The organism is Thiofilum flexile DSM 14609 (assembly GCF_000380185.1).
Lineage (GTDB): Bacteria > Pseudomonadota > Gammaproteobacteria > Thiotrichales > Thiotrichaceae > Thiofilum > Thiofilum flexile.
This window is the reverse complement of record NZ_KB904813.1, coordinates 84,684-103,576: the sequence shown is the minus strand read 5'-3', so window position 1 is coordinate 103,576 and position 18,893 is coordinate 84,684. Positions and strand designations below refer to the sequence as shown.

Here is an 18,893-nt window from a genome sequence, read left to right as displayed (position 1 = left end):
CCTAATCCTAAAAATATGCTCAGGATTAGGAGGAGACGATAGTTAGAACTTAATGCGCCAAAATCTGACTGAGGAATAACTGAGTACGCTCATGTTGTGGATGATTAAAGAACTCATCCGGCGTATTCATCTCAATTACCTGACCACCGTCCATGAAAATGACCCGATCTGCTACTGTTTTAGCAAATCCCATTTCATGCGTTACGCACAACATGGTCATACCACTTTCGGCAAGCTCAATCATGGTATCGAGTACTTCTTTAATCATTTCAGGGTCTAATGCAGAGGTCGGCTCATCGAATAGCATAATGCGCGGATTCATACATAAACTACGCGCAATCGCCACCCGCTGTTGTTGACCACCGGATAATTGCCCCGGATACTTTTTAGCTTGATGCGGGATTTTAACTTTTTCCAAGTATTCCATTGCCACCCGCTCGGCTTCTTTACGCGGTACTTTACGTACCCACATCGGTGCTAAACAACAGTTTTCTAATACAGTTAAATGAGGGAATAAATTAAAATGCTGGAACACCATACCCACTTCACGCCGAATTTGGTCGATGTTTTTTAAATCATTCGTGAGCTCAACATTATCAACAATAATTTGTCCTTGTTGATGCTCTTCTAAACGATTAATACAGCGAATCATTGTCGACTTGCCCGACCCTGAAGGTCCACAAATAACAATACGTTCGCCACGTTCTACATTTAAATTTACATCTCTTAAAACGTGGAACTCACCGTACCATTTATTGACACCGATGAGTTGTATCGCCACATTATTTTCCATGATTGCACTCCTTCTTAGCGCTTATGACCGGTATTGAGTTGTCGTTCTAAATATTGGCTGTACCGTGACATTCCAAAACAGAACATCCAGTACACAATCGCTGCAAATACAAAGCCCTCTACTTGCGAGCCTAACCAAATAGGGTCAGCCGCAGCAATTTGCACAATATTCAGCAAATCAAACAAGCCAATAATCATTACTAAAGAAGTATCTTTAAATAAGGAGATAAAAGTATTCACAATACCCGGAATTACTAATTTTAACGCTTGCGGTAAAATAACTAATCCCGTACTTTGCCAATAGCTCAAACCTAGCGCTTTACCTGCTTCATATTGGCCTTTAGGTATGGCTTGTAAACCACTACGCACTACCTCCGCTAAATAAGCCGCCTCAAATAGTGTAATACCAATCAAAGCCCGTAATAATTTATCAAAGCTAGTGCCTTCGGGTAAAAATAAAGGCAACATGACTGAAGCCATAAATAAGACCGTTATTAAAGGTACTCCGCGCCATAGCTCAATAAAGGCAATACATAAAGAGCGGATAATAGGCAGTTCTGAGCGTCGGCCTAAAGCTAGTAAAATACCTAATGGTAAGGAGGCAACAATACCTACAATAGATAAAACTAACGTTAAAGTTAAACCACCCCATTTGCTAGTTTCGACCACGGGCAAATCAAAGAAACCGCCGCGTAGTAATATAAAGGCAATCACAGGGTAGATAATTACCATGAATAAGCCAATATACGCTTTAGCCGGAGTCTTTTTATACATTAATAAACCTAGACCTACCGCTAAAATTAGTGCAGCGACATTAACACGCCATTGCTCGGCTTCAGGGTAAAAACCATAGATAAACTGGTTAAAACGTACTAGGGTAAACGCCCAACAAGCGCCTCCACTGGTACAATCCGTTCGTTTTGTACCTGCCCAATCGGCATCAATAAAAGCCCATTGAACGACAGGAATCAAAGCCCAGAGAATAAACAACACCATTAATACAGTGATGACACTATTAGTCGGGGTCGCAAATAAGTTTTGCTTGGCCCATGCCTTAAAGCCTACGGTGTGAGCCGGAGGGGGTAAGCTAGGCAGTGCTTTTTCTGTGATAATTGCCATAATTTAACGCTCCACCAAGGCCATTTTATTGTTGTACCAATTCATAAATAAAGAAATCAATAAACTGACACTGAGATAAAACATCATTGTCATGAAGATAATTTCAATAGCTTGACCGGATTGATTCAATGTTGTCCCTGCAAATACAGCGACTAAATCAGGATAGGCAATAGCCGTTGCTAGGGAGGTGTTTTTGGTGAGATTCAAATATTGACTAGTAAGCTGAGGAATAATCACACGCATAGCTTGAGGAATAACCACTAATTTAAGTGTTTGATTATGCCTTAAGCCTAGCGCATTAGCCGCTTCTGTTTGTCCATGACTGACTGATTGAATACCTGAACGTACAATCTCAGCAATAAATGCAGCCGTATAAACTGAAAGTGCTATCCATAATACGACTAATTCTGGAATAACACGAATACCCCCTTGGAAGTTAAAACCTTTTAGTACAGGTAATGACCACTCTAAAGGCCGACCTGTCATAAAATAGGTCACTAACGGTGCTCCAATAATTAAAGCAACCCCTATCCAAAACATAGGCCATTGTTGTCCGGTTTTTTCCTGTACTTTACGAGCTATCCAACGTAGTACAATAACTAAAGCGACTGCTAAAACGAAAGCCCAAATAGTCCAATCAAATCCTGCTTGAGGAATAGGCTCTGGTACATAAAAACCACGTTTATTAACAAATACAGCCTCAGCAAAAGAATAACTCTCTTTTGCTGAGGGCAGTATTTTTAATAATAAGGCATATAAAAATACGATTTGCAGTAATACGGGAATATTACGAAAGGTTTCAATGTAAACGGCGGCACTCGTAGATAATAACCAGTTTTTAGATAAACGAGCGACCCCTACGATAAAACCTAAAATAGTCGCTGTAACAATACCCAAACCGGCAACTAATAAGGTATTGAGTAAGCCTACTTTAAAGACTTGCCAATAATTGTCAGATTCTTGATAGGGAATTAAGGTTTGGGAGATACCAAAACCGGCGGTATTATTGAGGAAACCGAAACCGGTTGAGATGCCGCGTTGAGCATAATTAGATAAGGTGTTATAGAAAATAAAGCCAAAAAAAGCGAAGATTGCTGCTAATACAAGTACTTGAATTAGAATTCCACGTTTTTGTGGATCGTTCCAAAGCGAGGGCTTGCTAGGAGCAGCTTGTGGTGTTGCATTTGCCATACCGTGTGCTCTTGTTTTGAAGTTGAACAAGAACTCCCCGCCTGTGTCAACACAGGCACAGGGAGCTACTTAAGATAATACGGATGGATTAACGAATAGGAGCAGCGTATTGCAAGCCGCCTTTGCTCCAAAGTGCATTCAGACCGCGCTCGATTTTCAGTGGTGAACCACTGCCTACATTACGCTCGAAAGACTCACCATAATTGCCTACTTGTTTGACAATATTATAAGCCCACTCATTGCCAAGTTTTAGGCCTTGACCACCGACACCCTCTTCAGCGCCCACGAAACGCTTCACAGAAGGATCTGCACTGGATTTTTTCTCGTCGATATTGGCTGAGGTTAAACCTAACTCTTCGGCTTCAACCATAGCGAATAAAGTCCAGCGTACAATTTTGAACCAGTCTTCATCCCCTTGGCGTACTGAAGGGCCTAATGGTTCTTTAGAAATCACTTCAGGTAGTACCTCAGCTTTCTCTGGCTCTTTTAATTGCAAACGTAAGGCATAGAGTTGAGATTGATCAGAGGTTAATACGTCGCAACGGCCTTCTTCAAACCCTTTAATGGTCTCTTCAACCTTGTCATAGGTGATCGGCTCGTACTTCATATTATTAGCACGGAAGTAGTCAGACAGATTCAGCTCAGTCGTAGTACCGGCTTGAATACACACAGAGGCACCATCTAATTCTTTAGCACTTTTAACACCATTATTAACCAAGAAACCTTGACCATCATAATAATTCACGCCGGTAAAGCTGATACCTAGATTGCTATCACGGGTTAAAGTCCAAGTAGTATTACGAGAGAGTAAATCAATCTCACCAGATTGCAGTGCGGTGAAACGTTCTTTTGCAGTTAGAGAAGTATATTTAACTTTAGTGGTGTCACCAAAGACAGCAGCAGCAACAGCTTTACAGAAATCAACATCTAAACCTGACCATTCGCCTTTGTCATTAGCGATAGAAAAGCCAGGAACCCCACTATTGATACCACATTGGATGAAGCCCTTTTTCTTCACACCATCAAGAGTACCACCTGCATGAGCGCTAGCCATCATGGAGACTGCAACAACCACGGTGCTAGCAATAGCTAATAATTTAGTAGTTTTCATAAATTTTATCTCTCATCCTAATTTAAGCGTTGAAACCGTAAAAGTGCTCAACCCCAATGAGTTAAATCATTCATGTGGTATCTGCCCTCAAAGCGGTCTTTGCATCTTACCACAAGATTCTCAGTACGGAGGAGAAATGAGCATTTGCCCCTAACCAAAGCAAATCCCATACCAACGATGAAATATATTAAAATATCAGGTAATACCCCCCAGCATTGCCCTACTATGGCGCACTAAAGGTGCGTAGGCATCTAAAACGCCCCCTAAAAGCCTACAGCTTACCTCGCTGGAGGCAAGAAAACTGTAGACTTTTAGTGAAATAAATTGGCTAGCTTAGGTATTAACTACCCAGCGCCTAGCGTATGACGACCGAACCTGATAGTGGCACACTAGGAGTGGATAAGCTCGGTAAGGGTGGGAGTTCAATAGTAGGTAAAGGAGTCAGCGCGGGTGCCGCTGGCAATGAAAGGGAGTCTCTAGGCGCTGGGGTATTAGAGCGTGGGGTAGCAGTATTACGACCAGCCCCCAAAAGATCTAAATCCACGGGCTTTAATAATTCCTTGGTTTGCCGATCTAAAGCCGCGCGTTGTAAGCTGGGGGATTGCGTGAGTAGCCGACTCAGTTGTGCTAAATCTTGCTCAGCCAATACACCAGAGGACATCTTTAAATTTACCATATTTAACAGATAGTTATACCGCGCACTGGCATAATCACGCCGCGCACTAAAGGTTGCTGTCAAGGCCGCTACCATATCCACCGCAGTACGTGTACCCACCTGAAAACCTACTTGAGTTGCCCGTGCGGCTGTTTCGGCTGAGAGCAAAGATTGGCGATTGGCATTCGCTTGGGCAATGCTAGATTGCACACTTAAAAAGGCTGAGCGCACCTCTTCCTCTACCAAACGTGCTTGGTATTGATAGTTTTGCTGCGCTTGTTTAAAGAGTAATTGTGCTTGGCGTACTTTAGAGGCCGTTTCCCCACCTGTATATAGCGGGATAGAGGCTTGGACACCGGCACTGAATCCGGTTGATATTGGATCTAACGCACTACTCCCTGAACTCATACTCCCCGTATGATTGGCGTATAGACTCACTACTGGTTTTTTAGCAGCCCGTGCAACCTCAATACTAGCACGCGCCACCTCTATCGCTTTTTGGCTGACTAATAAGGTTTTATTATTTTTAACCGAAGCAGTTATCCACGTATCTACATTATTAGGCTGAGGCATCACCAGCTTAATATTCGGCTGGGGGGCATTCAGGGTTTTATAGTTTTTACCTGTGACAACCCTGAGAGCCTCACGCGCTACTAGTAATTGTTGTTGAGCACTGACTTCCTGCGATACCGTTAAATCATATTTAGCTTGTGCTTCACGTACATCGGTAATCGGTGAGCGTCCCGCCTCGAAAAAGGCTTTGGTTTGCTTTAACTGGCGCTCGGTACTTTGTTTTTGTGAGGCCGCATAGTCGACCGTATCTTGAGCTAAGAGAAAATTAAAATAACGCCGAGCAACATTTAATAATAAACTCTGGCGTTGATTTTCTAGACTGGCATAGGCTTGGGCAATACCCACATCCGCCTGAGCAATGGTGGCCTCAATCGTTTTATTATACAGCGACTTGGTCAGGCTTAAGGTATACGAAGTACTAAAAGTATTATTATGCGCGGTATCGGATAAAACCGAGGCATCATAAAATATATCCGAGCGACTATAGCCGGAACTACCACTTAAAGTTATTTGTGGCTTTTTACTGGCTTTGGCTTGAACGCGGTTTTCTAGGGTAGCTAGATAACCTGTTTCCTGCGCTTTTAGCTGAGCATCAAAGGTTTTAGCTTGTTGATAGACCTGGAGTAAGTTCTCTGCTTGAGCAGACAGACTAACACTACCAAGCGCCACGCACATCCATGCGGACAGAGTGAGTTTTTTCATTTAAATAAAGTACCGTATCTTGCGGTTAGCTCGGTTTAATAACATTGTAAAGGATGAGCTACCTACTAGAGTATTTAGTATTAATGGCATTATGGGATCAATAGCTCTTCTGCTCCATTGATCAATGCCTCCCATTAAATTGATCGCCTCAAATTCGCCTCGCTCTACTATACAGCACACTGTTTTCACCGCGCATAGCGAAAATTATTCCATGAGGTAATCTCAGCGGTATGCTCAAAACTCAAACACCGCCTCAGTATTCATACCACTCAGTGGTGGTAGCTCAGTCTCAAACAGTGGACGACGCTCAAACTCATCTTGATCTTCACGGGTAATTAACCAAGCTTGCATCGGATAATGAGCACCAATGACCACAAACATACGTCCACCAATCACTAATTGCTGCTCCAGTTCTGGTAACGTTTTGGGCAATGAGGCGGTGACAGCAATAACATCATATTGAGGCGTTTGGAACTTTTGCCAATCCTGTAAGATATTACCCACGGACAAGTTTACATTATGGATACCTAAATCATGTAGGTGAGTCTTGGCCTTACGGGTAAAATCGCTAAATAACTCAATAGAATCCACTTCACGCCCTAACTGTGCCATACAGGCGGTGATGAACCCGGTTCCGGTGCCGATCTCTAAACAAAGGTCATTGGTTTTAATATCCAATGCTTGTAGCATTCGCGCCTCAATTCCGGGTGTCATCATGACTTGCCCATGCCCAATAGGAACCGCTACTTCAGCAAAAGCGAGATCCTTCCATTGATGAGGAACAAATTTTTCCCGTGGAATATCATTTAATATATTGAGTATGGTTTGATTGAGAACACCCCACGGTCTAAGCTGCTGCTCTATCATATTTGTGCGAGCTTGTTCTAAATTCATATGTAATTCCAGCAAGTCAGTGACATACACTAATTAAGAGTACGTGTTCTACTCAACTCCTGCAATAAACATAATAGACAAAGGAGACTTCTCAAATGAGAATATTATTTAATATCAGATCTCTATTAACGATAACCGTGTTGCTTATCATGCCATTACACGCATCAGCAACCTCTCTAACAATGCAAACCGCCGCTAAAATTCAAATTAGAATCGTAGCTTGCGAATTACCACGCCCGCTTATCTGTGAACATAATTTTTCACCCGTTTGTGGTATTTTCGCACGTAATAAACCTTCTAAAACCTTTCGCAATGCCTGTCTGGCCTGCAAAAATCCAGAGGTGAAAGCGTATGAAAGGGGGAAATGCCAAAAAGACTTAAAGTATTAAACACCTCGGCAAGAGCGTAATGCTCTCACCGTAGTGTAATTTAAGACTCAACCTAGCGAATGCGTGTTAGAAGCAGATCTGTCCTAGTAGGGATATCTTGGTTGACAAAAGTGAAGTTCTATCAGAAGGAGATAGTCTTCTTTTTGCTAACTGCTTATCAATTTCCGCTATTTTCTTTCTAATCTCAGCCACTTCTTTAGGATTACATGTTCTAGGGTGTACTCGTGTAATCGCCTTACGTGCTTTTTCAGGCAAAAAGTTAAACACAGGTGGCAAGGGTCTAACCCAAGGATTAGGCGTTGGGGTTGGCACGGGTGTTGGTACTGGCGTTGGCACTGGTGTCGGTACGGGTGTCGGAGTTGGCACTGGTGTCGGTACGGGTGTCGGAGTTGGCACTGGTGTCGGTACAGGTGTTGGCACTGGCGTCGGTACGGGTGTTGGCACTGGTGTCGGTACGGGTGTTGGCACTGGTGTCGGAACCGGGGTTGGTACTGGCGTTGGCACTGGGGTTGGTACGGGTGTCGGAGTTGGTACAGGAGTTGGTACGGGTGTCGGTACTGGCGTTGGCACTGGTGCCGGTACAGGTGTTGGAATCACTACCTCTCCGCCCAAATTGTCACAATCCACACTAGAACCATAGTTTCCAGTATATCCAACTAGCCAACCTAGATTAGTGAATTCATTACCCGGATTAGTGCCTGCTGAATTAGGGAATTGAGCAAATGCTTCGCTACTCTCTAATAAACGTACATTGCTCACGCAGCCGCCATTACTATTACTAAAGGCAAATACAGGAACCTCTTGGCCTAACACCCAGTTAAAATTAGGCAACGTACTAGATAAGAAACTAAAACCGAACGAAATAAAATCGCTATAAGGGCTTTCTACAGGGGCATCTATACGTGAATGATTATTCCATGCAATGCCATCTACTAGACTAGTAATACCAGAAACATTAAAACGCTGATTATCTAATAAATGAGGTACTGCAATCGTCACCTGTGAGGAAATACTTTGATCTGGCACGGGTAGTGATAAAGGTGCCATATAAACAACATACCGTTGCGTATCCTCCTGAAAGGCAACACGGAATTTAACTTCTGCGGATACAGTTTGAGTCGCACTTGCTAAAGCTAAAGCACAGAGACTGCTTTTAATAAAAGCGGGGCTATAAAATATTGCGGTTTTCATTATGTCGAGCCATTATTATGGTGATTATTTGGACACTCTGAGCTTCGTTAAAAATTCCTTTTTACCTAACCGCTTCCCTTAAGCTCCCCTTAATTATTTATAAGTAAAAAATAAGTGTCAATAATAAAAAATAATCACCCCGACAAATGGTAGCATATTAATTCTAAACTGACGCTTTTGTGCGATAAAGCCACACGCTACCCCACAAAGTTAGGCTATATACCACAAGTGAACAAAGTACAATTCCTAGCCATCCCGCCTGATTCCAAAACGGACTCAACACTAAACCGCCTAAACTGGCTCCCATATAATAAAATACCAAATATAATGAAGAAGCACTCGCCCGCGCTCGTGTTGCATGATGACTGACCCAACTACTCGCTAAAGAGTGTGTTAGAAAAAACCCAAAGCTATTCATCATAAAAGCAACAATAATAACCCATAGCTGCGGTACTAATGTTAATAACGAACCCAACATTAATAGTAAAATACCTAAAGCCATCCCTAAAGCAGCCGGTATATATTTACTGATATGACCTGATAGAGCAGCGGCTATTGAGCCTGTTAAATAAGTTAAAAACAACATACCTAACTGATGCGTGGATAATTGATAAGGCTCCTCAGCTAATACGAAGGTAATATAACTATATTGATGAATAAACATCATAAAATTACCTCCTGCAATTAAAAAGGCTATTAGTAAAACAGGATTTTTTAAGTGGAAAATAATATCATTAATAATTTGCTTTAAGTGCAATGGCTTAGCAACAAATTGCTTAGACTTTGGGAGTAACACACTAAAAAGTAGGAGAAAAACCAAACCCAATACGCCCATGACTATAAAAGTCATGGCCCAACCATAATGCTCGCCCACAAAACCACTAATAAGACGCCCTGAAACGCCACCAATACTATTCGCACTAATATAAAACCCTACAGCAAAAGCAACTGCCTTACGACTAAACTCATCGCCCATATAAGCAATCGCAATCGCGGGTATGCCCCCTAAACAAAACCCCTGCACGCCGCGCCAAAAAACTAACATGCCATAGCTTGAGGCTTGTGAGATAGCAAACGTACTAATAACCGCCCCTAATAAGGACAAAACCATTAAAGGTTTACGTCCTAAAGCATCTGAAAGTGGGCCATAGATTAATAGCGATACCCCTAACATTAATAGGGCAATAGTCAAACTCCAGCTCACCTGCAATTCTGTTAATTGAAATTCTTGAGCTAATAATGGCAACAGCGGCTGGGTCATATGTAGATTAGCAAATACTAATACGGAGCCTAGACACAAAGCCCAAGTAGCTAACCAAAACTCCCGACTATTTATCTCGACCATACCCTATTCACCTTCACTAAAGCACGCTAGCATAGCCCTTTTGAGATAACTGAATAAGTCTTAGAGGAAAAAATTTTATGCTGCCCTATTGGCTGGATTTAATGGGTACGGGTGTTGGAGCGATTGGCGGGGCTTTAGCGGCTGGGCGTCGCAGTTTAGACCTCGTGGGGGTGATTATTATTGCCATGATTGCCTCAGTAGGCGGTGGCACAGTGCGTGATTTATTATTAGATCGCAATCCGGTGTATTGGATGCGTAGTTCGGATTATATGTTAGTTATCCTGATTTGCTCCTTGAGTACGGTACTGTATCTACGTTACCGCCCTATGCCTAAATATGTGCTAGAAATTGCTGATGCGATTGCACTAGCTATTTATGCCATTTTAGGCGCACGTATTGCGGAATCATTTGGAAATACCCCCGTTATTATGACGGTAATTGGCGTTATTACCGGTATATTTGGCGGTATGATACGCGATGTATTAGTGAATGAAGTACCTTTCATTTTAAATCAAGATTTTTATGCCAGTGCTGCCATTTTAGGAATTGTGGCTTATTGGGGTACAAAGCAATTAGGGCTACATGCCGAATACGCCGCTTATATTGGGGTAATCACCATTATTACCTTGCGGCTAGCTGCCATGTATTTCAAATGGCAAGTGCCGGTTTTACATATCAAGCACTAACCGGCGGTATTATGCTCCACCCAACGCCTAGAACCATCCGCGAGTACTTCATGTTTCCAAAACGGGGCATCACGTTTTAACGCCTCCATGAGTTCCCGACACGCTGCAAAAGCGAGTTTGCGATGGGCTGACCATACCGCTACCACCACAATTGCATCGGCTGGGACAATATCTCCCACCCGATGCTCAATCAACACATGATCAACGGGATATTGCGTTAAGACCTGCTCGGTTAAATCCTGCAATTGGCGCTCCGTCATACCCGCATAATGCTCCAAATGCATCGCTACGATATCATCGCCCTGATTAAAATCGCGCATGGTACCTATGAAAATTGCATTCGCGCCATATGCAGCCGCACGAAATTCAGCTTGCTGTTGAAAGGTTTGAATCGATTGCAAGGGGTCAAAGGCGTGGGGATGGAGCTTAATCTGGATCATCTTAGCCACCTGTTACGGGTGGGAAAAAAGCAACTTCATCCCCTTCATGCAGGATAGTCGAGGCATCACTATAGGATTGATTGACCGCCACCCGCACAGTATTAGGGATGGCCTCTTTGCCTGTCACCTGTTGCCACAATTGTGCAGCCGTTAAAGGCTCGACATAATCAACCAGCACTTGTGCTTTATTAATTTGCTCTTTTAAGCTACCAAAAAACAATACTTTAATACTCATTTATTACTCTTACTCACCCAGTTAGAACTCGCCTTTTCCGCTAGCCCAAAATAATCCATCACAAACTCGACTATTTGCTCTGGTTGATTTAAATCCAACACTGGCAAAATACTCTCTATCATTTCATCACTAACTACTGCAATCATATCGGGATCGGTCAAATGTAATAAGGGATTACCCAAAGCAGGACGATGAATTTCAATTTTGGGATAAGACTCGTGTTTAAAGCCCTCTACAATCACCAAATCCACACTATGCGGGGTTAGCATACTCAAAGCTCGTGTGAGAGAAGCCTCCTCCGGTGCGGTATCGCCCTGCCACGTCAAAGCACACACCTTAGCCGACATCAACAGCACCTGATCGGCTCCGGCTTCACGCATGCGATAGCTATCTTTACCCGGCTGATCTAACTCTAATTGATGATGAGCATGTTTAATAATGGCTACCCGAATCCCTTTGGCTTTAATTAAAGGAATTAATTGAGTCAATAATGTTGTTTTACCTGTACCACTATAAGCACAAAAGCCTACAACGGGGCAAAAATAATTAGAAATGGATAGAGTCACGCGCTGCTATTCTCCTGAGCAAATCATTTTGAACTATCCATATTGTCAAACCTAATAGAATAGAGCAATCTGCAAAACTCATGAATAGTCTAAGTTAGCGATTTCAGTTTGGAGATTTTTTTATGTCCATCATTCACGCGGCCTGCCCTCACGACTGCCCTGATACTTGCTCTATGTTGATTAGCGTCGAAAAGGGGCGAGCGGTCAAAGTAGAGGGCAATCCCGATCATCCTCCTACTGCTGGGGTCTTGTGTACCAAGGTAGCGCGTTATTTAGAGCGTACTTATCACCCTGAGCGCTTAGTCACTCCACTGAAACGTATCGGTGCCAAAGGCAGCGGACAATTTACCCCTATTAGCTGGGATGAAGCCCTCACTACCATTGCTTCGCGTTTACAAACGATTGCCGCACGTGACCCTGAAGCAATTCTGCCCTATAGCTATGGCGGAACGATGGGCTTTGTGCAAAGCGAAGGCATGGCAGCACGCTTTTTTAATAAACTAGGTGCTTCACAACTTGATCGGACTATTTGTGCCGCAGCCGGTGGAGCGGGATTAAAAGCAACCTATGGTTTAGGGGTGGGTTTAGACGGGGATACTATTGATCAAGCGAAGGTGCTGATTCTGTGGGGTATTAACCCGATTACCTCTAGCATCCATTTTTGGCGTAAAGCTCAAGCAGCGAAGCGCAATGGCTCCATCCTAATTGCTATTGATCCCTATCGCTCCTTAAGTGCAGAAAAGTGTGATCAACATATCGCGCTGAATGTGGGTACAGATGCTGCGTTAGCCTTGGGTCTAGTCCATATTTGGATACGTGATGATTTGCTCGACCATGAGTATATTCAAAACCATACCTTAGGTTTTAAGGAACTTAGCGAGCGTGCCCAGCGTTTTACCCCAGACTATGTGGCGCAGACCTGCGGTATTTCGGTGGAAACTCTCGAAAACCTCGCCGCCTTAATCGGGCACACTGCGATTATTGACCAGCAACCGATAGCCATTCGTGCCAGCTACGGCCTACAACGGGTGCGAGGCGGGGGTAATACTATGCGAGCACTGGCCTGTTTACCCAGCCTATTAGGGGCGTGGAAACATCAAGGGGGTGGTTTACTGCTTTCTAGCTCAGGCTTTTTCCCGGTGAATAAGGCCGCTCTAGAGCATCCAGAGCTATTACCTAATACCCCTCGCACTATCAATATGAGCACGATTGGGGATGCTCTATTACACGAAACCACACCCGAATTTGGTCCCAAAATTGAAGCCGTTATAGTCTATAACAGCAATCCGGTCGCCATAGCCCCTGAAGGCGGTAAGGTCGCACAAGGCTTTGCACGCGAGGATTTATTTACCGTCGTGCTCGAACACTTCATGACGGACACGGCTAAATATGCGGATATTGTATTGCCCGCCACCACGCAATTAGAGCATGTGGATATTCACAAATCCTATGGACACCAATATGTACTCTTCAACCATCCAACGATTCAGCCGCTAGGGGAGTGCAAACCTAATAGTGAAATTTTCCGTTTATTAGCCAAACAGATGGACTTTAGTGAAGCATGCTTCCACGAAGATGATGAAACCATAGCCAGCCAAGCCTTTGACTGGTCGCATCCGCATATGCAAGGTATTAGTTTCGAGTCCCTAAAAGCACAGGGTTGGCAGCGTTTAAATACGGACTCTATCCCCTTTGCTCAAGGACAATTTCCTACCGCATCGGGTAAATGTGAGTTTTTATCCAGCACCTTAGCCGCGCAAGGCTTAGACCCGTTGCCCGACTTTATACCCCCCTATGAATCGGTAGCTAGTAATCCCGAATTAGCTGCACGCTACCCCTTAGCGATGATCTCGCCTCCTGAGCGGCATTTTCTCAATAGCACCTTTGTGAATATTGAAAGCCTACGCAAAACCACGCCTGAGCCTACCTTAGAAATTCACCCGATTGATGCCGCCGCACGGGGGATTAGTACGGGTAGTTTGGTGGCTATCTTTAATGATCGCGGTAACTTTCAGGCTAAGGCCGTCATTACGGATAAGGTACGGGCTGGTTTAGTAGTTGCTCCTTCCACTTGGTGGAAGGGTATGAGTCGAGACGGGAAAAATTGCAATGAAGTCACTAGCCAAGCGCTCACGGATTTAGGCAATGGGCCTACCTTTTACGATTGCCTAGTTGAGGTCAAAGTTGCCTAACTCAAGGATGTATTTACAGCGGCTGCGGAAGAAATGCTCGCTTACTTTTACTCAGTGACCTAATAACGGAGCTGGTAAAAAGGGTGGGACTTTATGGTGTAGGAGTTTAACCAACTCCTCATCCATATAGTCATATTCATCTGGAATATCTAAGCAGACAATCTTTTTATTATGCAAATAGGGCTTAAAGCGTTCTGATAGCTTTTTACGTTGGGCTTTTTCCATAACGAAAATCAAATCAGCCCACTCCAATAAATCAGGAGAGACAGGTATTTCAGCGCTCTTATTCAATCCGGCGGAGCTAGTTTCTACCCCAGCCCAATCAGCAAAGAGATGTTCTGCTGTTGGGCTACGTAGTTTATTTTGGCTACAAATAAAGAGCACGTGTAGCAACTGCACACCTAACTTTCATTAATTCGCCGGATCTGGAAAAGTCGACTGAGGAGGCGTACTAGCCGTTTGTAGCGGCGGCTTCCAAATAAAGGACTCAATTTGCCAATTAGCCAATACGGGTAACGGGGGAACGGTATTACTAGCCCCCTCCCATTTGCCATTAAATAAATACAAAATATTGGCGGAATTAGGTGCTCGACATAATACCTTACCCGCTAACTCATCCATGCCCGCCACACACTCTTCTACTTTGTCAGCAGGATAGATATCAACAAACTTAGTCCCGATCTTATGCGCGAGGCGATTACCGATGTAGTTATCATGTACCATCACTGAAAACACCTTATGCTGCTCATGATCAGGATTAATCGTCAACAAAGGCTTAGAGCGCTGCTTAATGGTAATAACAGGATATTTATCACCCTCAATAAAATGGGTTTCTTCGGTGACATTTAAGCCCTGAAACGCATCACCAATCAAACGCAAATTAAAAGGGGTTGCCGCATTAATTGGCCCTACCCCATCTTGGGATAGATAGTGTAGCGGTGTGGTGGGTTGAGATTGATGCAATGAGGCATCACTATCATTACAGCCTGCTAACCCCCCCATACTTAAGGCACTCACTACTAGGGGTAGCAGCCATCCTTTTACATACTTTTTCATACAGCATCCCTCCATATCTTTTAAGGATGGTCTTGAATTGCCCGTACATCTGTGACGCAGATGATTCATTAGATCCTTTCAGTCTACTCTAGTTGTACTGGATAACAAAGGCATCAAAAATAACCGTTTGTCAGAAAATAATAGCCTAATCTGTGATAAATCCCGCAATCAGGCGTTGAGGAAACTATAACTTAGGTTAGGCAATGCGTTGTAAACACCTGCAGCCTAGCTGCGACAACCAATTAACCCCTTACAATGCACTGCTAATATTCCCAATGCCCGTAAAGTAAGGTCTATCGCCGGAATATAACAATAAGCTCAGCCATAACACCAACAGCGGATGCTCCCATGCCAAAGGCTTAAAAGGTTGTAGACTACTATAATTATCCCGCCAGACTTGTGCTGGCGGTTTTGTTATACTCAGCAGCATGCTAAAACCTCCTACCTCTTCGCTTACTACATCGCGGCTCGTCTGGCTGATTGATACCAGTATTTATATTTACCGCGCTTGGCATACTAAAGAACCTACTCTAGTCAATGCCCAAGGGCAACCTATTAATACAGTACGCGGTTTTTTACGTTGGCTATATGGTTTTTTGCTAGAGGCAAAACCGACTCAGATCGGCTTTGCTTTTGATGCATCCCAAACCCAAAGCTTTAGACGCTCATTATACCCCGCTTATAAAGCACATCGTAAACCTATGCCAGAGGATTTAAAGGAACATATTCAACTCTGCCGTGAATTTTTAGCGGCTTTGGGCTTTGTTCAATGCTCTAGTCATCAGTTTGAAGCTGACGATATTATTGGCACTTGGCTCACTCAGCAAGCTCCACCAATCCCTTGCCATATTATTAGTGGCGATAAGGACTTAATGCAGCTCGTACGTGATAAGGATACTTGGTGGGACTATGGCAGACGTCCGGCTTTGACTGAGGGCAAAATCAAAAAAATAACGGGCGTCTGGCCTAAACAAATCCCCGACCAGTTAGCCCTAGCCGGAGATATAGCAGATAATATTGTGGGTATTAATGGTATTGGTTTAACTAGTGCTGCCAAAATTCTGCATCACTTTACCTCTATTGAAGTGCTCTTGTTGCGCCTACCCGAATTATCACAAATCAAACATTTACGCTATGCCAAAACCCTACAAGAGCGTATTAATGAACATCAAGACCAGCTTAAAATTAATAAGCAACTGACCAAAATCTACTGCGCTGTACCGGATATACCCCATGATTTAACGCGCCAAGCTCATGATTTGCACGAGCTACAGCGCTTAGGGGAAAAACTCGAACTCAGCGAGGAACAGTTAGCACTATGGCAACAAGTTTAGCGGCTACTACATAAGTAATCGGGTATTTCTGGAGCAGTCTTGGCGGCAAGGATGCCGCCTTGTAGCGTACAAGGATGTATTCACAGCGACTGCGGAGGAAATGCTCGATTACTTTGGCTCAAGTACTGAGTCATTTATTTATTAAATCTTCATCATACTTTGGCGGTAGTGTTTTAATTCAGCAATAGAGTCACGTACATCATCCAAGGCTAGATGAGTTGACTCTTTAGTAAAGCCCTCTAGGCTCGCTGGATTCCAACGTTTACCTAGCTCTTTTAGGGTACTCACATCTAAATTACGATAATGGAAAAAGCGTTCTAATTGCGGCATGCAGCGGGCTAAAAAGCGCCGATCCTGACAAATACTATTGCCACACATAGGCGATACCCCTGCAGGCACATACTGACTCAAAAACTCTAGCGTTAGGCGCTCTGCTTCGGCTTCATTGGTTTTACTATGCTTTACGCGCTGAATCAGGCCGGATTGACCGTGTTGGTTTTGGTTCCACTCATCCATGGCCTCTAAGACCGTATTAGACTGGTGAATCGCAAACACCGGCCCCTCAGCAAGAATAGCTAAGTCTTTATTCGTCACGATGGTAGCTATTTCAATAATATAGTCATTAAACGTATCGAGTCCGGTCATCTCCAAATCAATCCAAATTAAGTTAGTATCACTAAAGCTCATATATCATCCAGTCTCAATCGAGTTTAAATTGACGTAGCGGGCATGATGCAGTAAATCCATACCCTTTCATGGTTGAAATAGTAACAGAAAAATTTATGCAAACCTTTACCGTCTTATTTCTTATCTTCTTGCTGGCTTATATGGGGGTACAACTGTGGCTATCCCTGCGCCAGTCCAATTATGTGAGCCAACATCGTGAGCGTGTACCGGCTCCTTTTACGGATAAAATTACCCTCGAACAACATCAAAAAGCCGCTGATTATACATTAGCAAAAGGACGCTTTGGGCGTATTGAGTTAATGATTGGTCTAGTGGTGTTATTAGCTTGGACCTTAGGGGGTGGCTTAGAGTGGTTAGATCAAGCGTGGCGCTCACTGAATTGGAGTCCACTCTATACGGGGGTGGCGGTGATTCTCAGTATGTTAGTAATCGGTAGCCTCATTGACCTACCCGCGAGTTTATACCGTACTTTTGTATTAGAAGAGCGCTTTGGCTTTAATAAAACCGACCTTAAAACCTTCTTTATTGATGTAGCTAAAGGCACAGCTTTAACACTGGCGTTAGGTGTACCGTTAATCATGTTGATTCTATGGCTCATGGAGTCCATGGGGGATTATTGGTGGCTGTATGCGTGGGGAGTATTAACAGCGTTTTCCTTAATCATGATGTGGGCCTATCCTAAATTTATCGCCCCCTTATTTAATAAATTCGCACCTCTTGATAATGGCGAGGTGGCAGAACGGATTAATGCGCTACTGGCACGCACGGGCTTTAATAGCAATGGTATTTTTGTCATGGATGGCTCTAAGCGCTCGGCACATGGGAATGCTTATTTCACGGGGTTTGGTAAGAATAAACGCATTGTCTTCTTTGACACCCTCTTAGAGCATTTAACCCCTGCAGAAGTTGAGGCGGTGCTCGCTCACGAGCTGGGGCATTTTAAGCGTAAACACATTATCAAAGGCATGTTGGTCTCCATAACAATGACCTTTGTGAGCTTCGCGGTATTGGCTTGGCTAATGAAACAAAACTGGTTTTATCAAGGCCTTGGCGTGAGTCAAGCCTCTACCTATATGGCAATTGTGCTCTTTATGGTAGCCAGTCCCGTGTTTACCTTTTTTATTGGCCCGATTATGTCGTGGTGGTCACGTAAACATGAGTTTGAAGCGGATGCATTTGCGGCTGAACAATCAAGTGCTACGGAACTCATTGGGGCTTTAGTGAGTCTGTACAGAGAAAATGCGAGTACTTTAACACCCGATCCCTTGCACTCGGCTTTTTATGATTCGCATCCACCGGCGTCGATCCGCATCGCGCACTTACAACAACACAACCTTGGGGTAACATAAACATGAAACCATCACTTGGCGTACTCAGCATCCTTCTAATGCTCCATAGTGCCACTCTATTAGCCAATAATGATGCTGCCTTAGGGCAGCGTCTGTTTAGTCAATCGCGCTGTTTAGAGTGTCATGGGGCAGAAGTATTCACTAGCCCCGCACGCAAAGTAAAAAACTTACAACAACTAGAGCAAAAAGTACGTCAATGTGATGCTAACCTCAGTACTAATTGGTTTGATGATGAAATCCTAGCGGTCGTGAACTACCTCAATCAAACCTATTATAAATTCCCCACCTCGAATGCCGCGACAGCTACACCTCCTGCCACGACTAGCCAGTGATGTAGTAGATAATGGGTATTTGCACTATCAAATCATAACTTCAACAAAAGTAAG

At 43.7% G+C, this 18,893-nt stretch carries 21 protein-coding genes; 6 read left to right on the top strand and 15 right to left on the bottom strand.

Annotated elements, in window-relative coordinates; all coding sequences use genetic code 11:
- Positions 1–49 precede the first annotated feature (49 nt).
- The 6 genes from A3IK_RS0116525 to A3IK_RS0116500 form a co-directional block, all read right to left on the bottom strand.
- Positions 50–793: an amino acid ABC transporter ATP-binding protein gene (locus A3IK_RS0116525; protein WP_020561083.1), complete on the bottom strand. Its 744-nt coding sequence runs from the start codon at positions 791–793 to the stop codon at positions 50–52.
- A 14-nt stretch (positions 794–807) separates the two neighbouring features.
- Entirely contained in the window at positions 808–1,911 is a 1,104-nt protein-coding gene (locus tag A3IK_RS0116520; protein WP_020561082.1) for an amino acid ABC transporter permease, read from the bottom strand.
- 3 nt (positions 1,912–1,914) lie between these two features.
- Positions 1,915–3,102: an amino acid ABC transporter permease gene (locus A3IK_RS0116515; protein ID WP_020561081.1), complete on the bottom strand. Its 1,188-nt coding sequence runs from the start codon at positions 3,100–3,102 to the stop codon at positions 1,915–1,917.
- A gap of 88 nt (positions 3,103–3,190) precedes the next feature.
- Entirely contained in the window at positions 3,191–4,213 is a 1,023-nt protein-coding gene (locus A3IK_RS0116510; protein WP_020561080.1) for an amino acid ABC transporter substrate-binding protein, read from the bottom strand.
- Positions 4,214–4,568: 355 nt separating this feature from the next.
- On the bottom strand, positions 4,569–6,143 hold the full coding sequence (locus tag A3IK_RS19870) for a TolC family outer membrane protein (protein ID WP_040849475.1): 1,575 nt from the start codon (positions 6,141–6,143) through the stop codon (positions 4,569–4,571).
- A 234-nt stretch (positions 6,144–6,377) separates the two neighbouring features.
- The gene (locus tag A3IK_RS0116500) at positions 6,378–7,037 is read right to left on the bottom strand and encodes a protein-L-isoaspartate O-methyltransferase family protein (RefSeq protein ID WP_040849504.1); all 660 of its coding nucleotides are present in this window, start codon (positions 7,035–7,037) and stop codon (positions 6,378–6,380) included.
- 95 nt (positions 7,038–7,132) lie between these two features.
- On the opposite strand from A3IK_RS0116500, the gene A3IK_RS0116495 reads away from it, so the two are divergent.
- Positions 7,133–7,426, top strand: a complete 294-nt coding sequence (locus tag A3IK_RS0116495) for a hypothetical protein (protein ID WP_020561077.1) — start codon at positions 7,133–7,135, stop codon at positions 7,424–7,426.
- 66 nt (positions 7,427–7,492) lie between these two features.
- On the opposite strand, the gene A3IK_RS21615 is transcribed toward A3IK_RS0116495, so the two are convergent.
- Together A3IK_RS21615 and A3IK_RS0116485 are read right to left on the bottom strand one after the other, a co-directional pair.
- On the bottom strand, positions 7,493–8,617 hold the full coding sequence (locus A3IK_RS21615; protein WP_211209461.1) for a hypothetical protein: 1,125 nt from the start codon (positions 8,615–8,617) through the stop codon (positions 7,493–7,495).
- A gap of 163 nt (positions 8,618–8,780) precedes the next feature.
- Complete coding sequence (locus tag A3IK_RS0116485; protein WP_020561075.1) at positions 8,781–9,962, bottom strand: MFS transporter; 1,182 nt, start codon at positions 9,960–9,962, stop codon at positions 8,781–8,783.
- A 77-nt stretch (positions 9,963–10,039) separates the two neighbouring features.
- On the opposite strand from A3IK_RS0116485, the gene A3IK_RS0116480 reads away from it, so the two are divergent.
- Positions 10,040–10,648, top strand: coding sequence for a trimeric intracellular cation channel family protein (locus A3IK_RS0116480; RefSeq protein WP_020561074.1), 609 nt, complete (start codon positions 10,040–10,042; stop codon positions 10,646–10,648).
- On the opposite strand, the gene A3IK_RS0116475 is transcribed toward A3IK_RS0116480, so the two are convergent.
- From A3IK_RS0116475 to mobB, 3 genes are read right to left on the bottom strand one after another with little or no spacing between them, the layout of a single operon-like run.
- Positions 10,645–11,088, bottom strand: coding sequence for a molybdenum cofactor biosynthesis protein MoaE (locus tag A3IK_RS0116475; protein ID WP_020561073.1), 444 nt, complete (start codon positions 11,086–11,088; stop codon positions 10,645–10,647). The two genes, A3IK_RS0116480 and A3IK_RS0116475, sit on opposite strands and share 4 nt — an antisense overlap.
- 1 nt (position 11,089) lies before the next feature.
- The gene (moaD, locus tag A3IK_RS0116470; protein ID WP_020561072.1) at positions 11,090–11,323 is read right to left on the bottom strand and encodes a molybdopterin converting factor subunit 1; all 234 of its coding nucleotides are present in this window, start codon (positions 11,321–11,323) and stop codon (positions 11,090–11,092) included.
- A complete protein-coding gene (gene mobB / locus A3IK_RS19860; protein ID WP_020561071.1) occupies positions 11,320–11,889 on the bottom strand; it encodes a molybdopterin-guanine dinucleotide biosynthesis protein B in 570 nt (189 codons plus the stop codon). The genes moaD and mobB overlap by 4 nt, the downstream gene beginning before the upstream one ends.
- Before the next feature lie 122 nt (positions 11,890–12,011).
- Between mobB and A3IK_RS0116460 the strand changes: the two genes are divergently transcribed.
- Complete coding sequence (locus tag A3IK_RS0116460) at positions 12,012–14,081, top strand: molybdopterin-containing oxidoreductase family protein (protein ID WP_020561070.1); 2,070 nt, start codon at positions 12,012–12,014, stop codon at positions 14,079–14,081.
- Between the two features lie 51 nt (positions 14,082–14,132).
- On the opposite strand, the gene A3IK_RS0116455 is transcribed toward A3IK_RS0116460, so the two are convergent.
- The 3 genes from A3IK_RS0116455 to A3IK_RS0116445 form a co-directional block, all read right to left on the bottom strand.
- Positions 14,133–14,480, bottom strand: coding sequence for a low molecular weight protein tyrosine phosphatase family protein (locus A3IK_RS0116455; protein WP_020561069.1), 348 nt, complete (start codon positions 14,478–14,480; stop codon positions 14,133–14,135).
- A 12-nt stretch (positions 14,481–14,492) separates the two neighbouring features.
- On the bottom strand, positions 14,493–15,137 hold the full coding sequence (locus A3IK_RS0116450) for a DUF1131 family protein (RefSeq protein ID WP_020561068.1): 645 nt from the start codon (positions 15,135–15,137) through the stop codon (positions 14,493–14,495).
- Positions 15,138–15,387: 250 nt separating this feature from the next.
- Positions 15,388–15,567: a hypothetical protein gene (locus tag A3IK_RS0116445; RefSeq protein ID WP_020561067.1), complete on the bottom strand. Its 180-nt coding sequence runs from the start codon at positions 15,565–15,567 to the stop codon at positions 15,388–15,390.
- Here A3IK_RS0116445 and A3IK_RS0116440 point away from each other — a divergent pair.
- A complete protein-coding gene (locus tag A3IK_RS0116440) occupies positions 15,566–16,471 on the top strand; it encodes a 5'-3' exonuclease (protein ID WP_020561066.1) in 906 nt (301 codons plus the stop codon). The two genes, A3IK_RS0116445 and A3IK_RS0116440, sit on opposite strands and share 2 nt — an antisense overlap.
- Before the next feature lie 141 nt (positions 16,472–16,612).
- On the opposite strand, the gene orn is transcribed toward A3IK_RS0116440, so the two are convergent.
- Entirely contained in the window at positions 16,613–17,158 is a 546-nt protein-coding gene (orn, locus tag A3IK_RS0116435; RefSeq protein WP_020561065.1) for an oligoribonuclease, read from the bottom strand.
- Positions 17,159–17,253: 95 nt separating this feature from the next.
- Here orn and A3IK_RS0116430 point away from each other — a divergent pair, with 95 nt between their 5' ends.
- Both A3IK_RS0116430 and A3IK_RS19855 read left to right on the top strand, forming a co-directional pair.
- On the top strand, positions 17,254–18,507 hold the full coding sequence (locus A3IK_RS0116430) for a M48 family metallopeptidase (RefSeq protein WP_020561064.1): 1,254 nt from the start codon (positions 17,254–17,256) through the stop codon (positions 18,505–18,507).
- 2 nt (positions 18,508–18,509) lie between these two features.
- Positions 18,510–18,839: a hypothetical protein gene (locus A3IK_RS19855; RefSeq protein ID WP_110690486.1), complete on the top strand. Its 330-nt coding sequence runs from the start codon at positions 18,510–18,512 to the stop codon at positions 18,837–18,839.
- The last annotated feature ends 54 nt before the right edge of the window (positions 18,840–18,893 follow it).

Bases quoted from the DNA above. Each gene is read 5' to 3' on its own strand.
- moaD (WP_020561072.1), bottom strand. From the start codon at position 11,323: ATGAGTATTAAAGTATTGTTTTTTGGTAGCTTAAAAGAGCAAATTAAT.
- A3IK_RS19855 (WP_110690486.1), top strand. From the start codon at position 18,510: ATGAAACCATCACTTGGCGTACTCAGCATCCTTCTAATGCTCCATAGT.
- A3IK_RS0116510 (WP_020561080.1), bottom strand. From the start codon at position 4,213: ATGAAAACTACTAAATTATTAGCTATTGCTAGCACCGTGGTTGTTGCA.
- A3IK_RS0116495 (WP_020561077.1), top strand. From the start codon at position 7,133: ATGAGAATATTATTTAATATCAGATCTCTATTAACGATAACCGTGTTG.
- A3IK_RS0116440 (WP_020561066.1), top strand. From the start codon at position 15,566: ATGCTAAAACCTCCTACCTCTTCGCTTACTACATCGCGGCTCGTCTGG.
- A3IK_RS0116520 (WP_020561082.1), bottom strand. From the start codon at position 1,911: ATGGCAATTATCACAGAAAAAGCACTGCCTAGCTTACCCCCTCCGGCT.
- A3IK_RS0116430 (WP_020561064.1), top strand. From the start codon at position 17,254: ATGCAAACCTTTACCGTCTTATTTCTTATCTTCTTGCTGGCTTATATG.
- A3IK_RS0116485 (WP_020561075.1), bottom strand. From the start codon at position 9,962: ATGGTCGAGATAAATAGTCGGGAGTTTTGGTTAGCTACTTGGGCTTTG.
- A3IK_RS0116525 (WP_020561083.1), bottom strand. From the start codon at position 793: ATGGAAAATAATGTGGCGATACAACTCATCGGTGTCAATAAATGGTAC.
- A3IK_RS0116445 (WP_020561067.1), bottom strand. From the start codon at position 15,567: ATGCTGCTGAGTATAACAAAACCGCCAGCACAAGTCTGGCGGGATAAT.
- orn (WP_020561065.1), bottom strand. From the start codon at position 17,158: ATGAGCTTTAGTGATACTAACTTAATTTGGATTGATTTGGAGATGACC.
- A3IK_RS0116460 (WP_020561070.1), top strand. From the start codon at position 12,012: ATGTCCATCATTCACGCGGCCTGCCCTCACGACTGCCCTGATACTTGC.
- A3IK_RS0116480 (WP_020561074.1), top strand. From the start codon at position 10,040: ATGCTGCCCTATTGGCTGGATTTAATGGGTACGGGTGTTGGAGCGATT.
- A3IK_RS0116500 (WP_040849504.1), bottom strand. From the start codon at position 7,037: ATGAATTTAGAACAAGCTCGCACAAATATGATAGAGCAGCAGCTTAGA.
- A3IK_RS19870 (WP_040849475.1), bottom strand. From the start codon at position 6,143: ATGAAAAAACTCACTCTGTCCGCATGGATGTGCGTGGCGCTTGGTAGT.
- A3IK_RS0116515 (WP_020561081.1), bottom strand. From the start codon at position 3,102: ATGGCAAATGCAACACCACAAGCTGCTCCTAGCAAGCCCTCGCTTTGG.
- A3IK_RS0116450 (WP_020561068.1), bottom strand. From the start codon at position 15,137: ATGAAAAAGTATGTAAAAGGATGGCTGCTACCCCTAGTAGTGAGTGCC.
- A3IK_RS0116475 (WP_020561073.1), bottom strand. From the start codon at position 11,088: ATGATCCAGATTAAGCTCCATCCCCACGCCTTTGACCCCTTGCAATCG.
- A3IK_RS21615 (WP_211209461.1), bottom strand. From the start codon at position 8,617: ATGAAAACCGCAATATTTTATAGCCCCGCTTTTATTAAAAGCAGTCTC.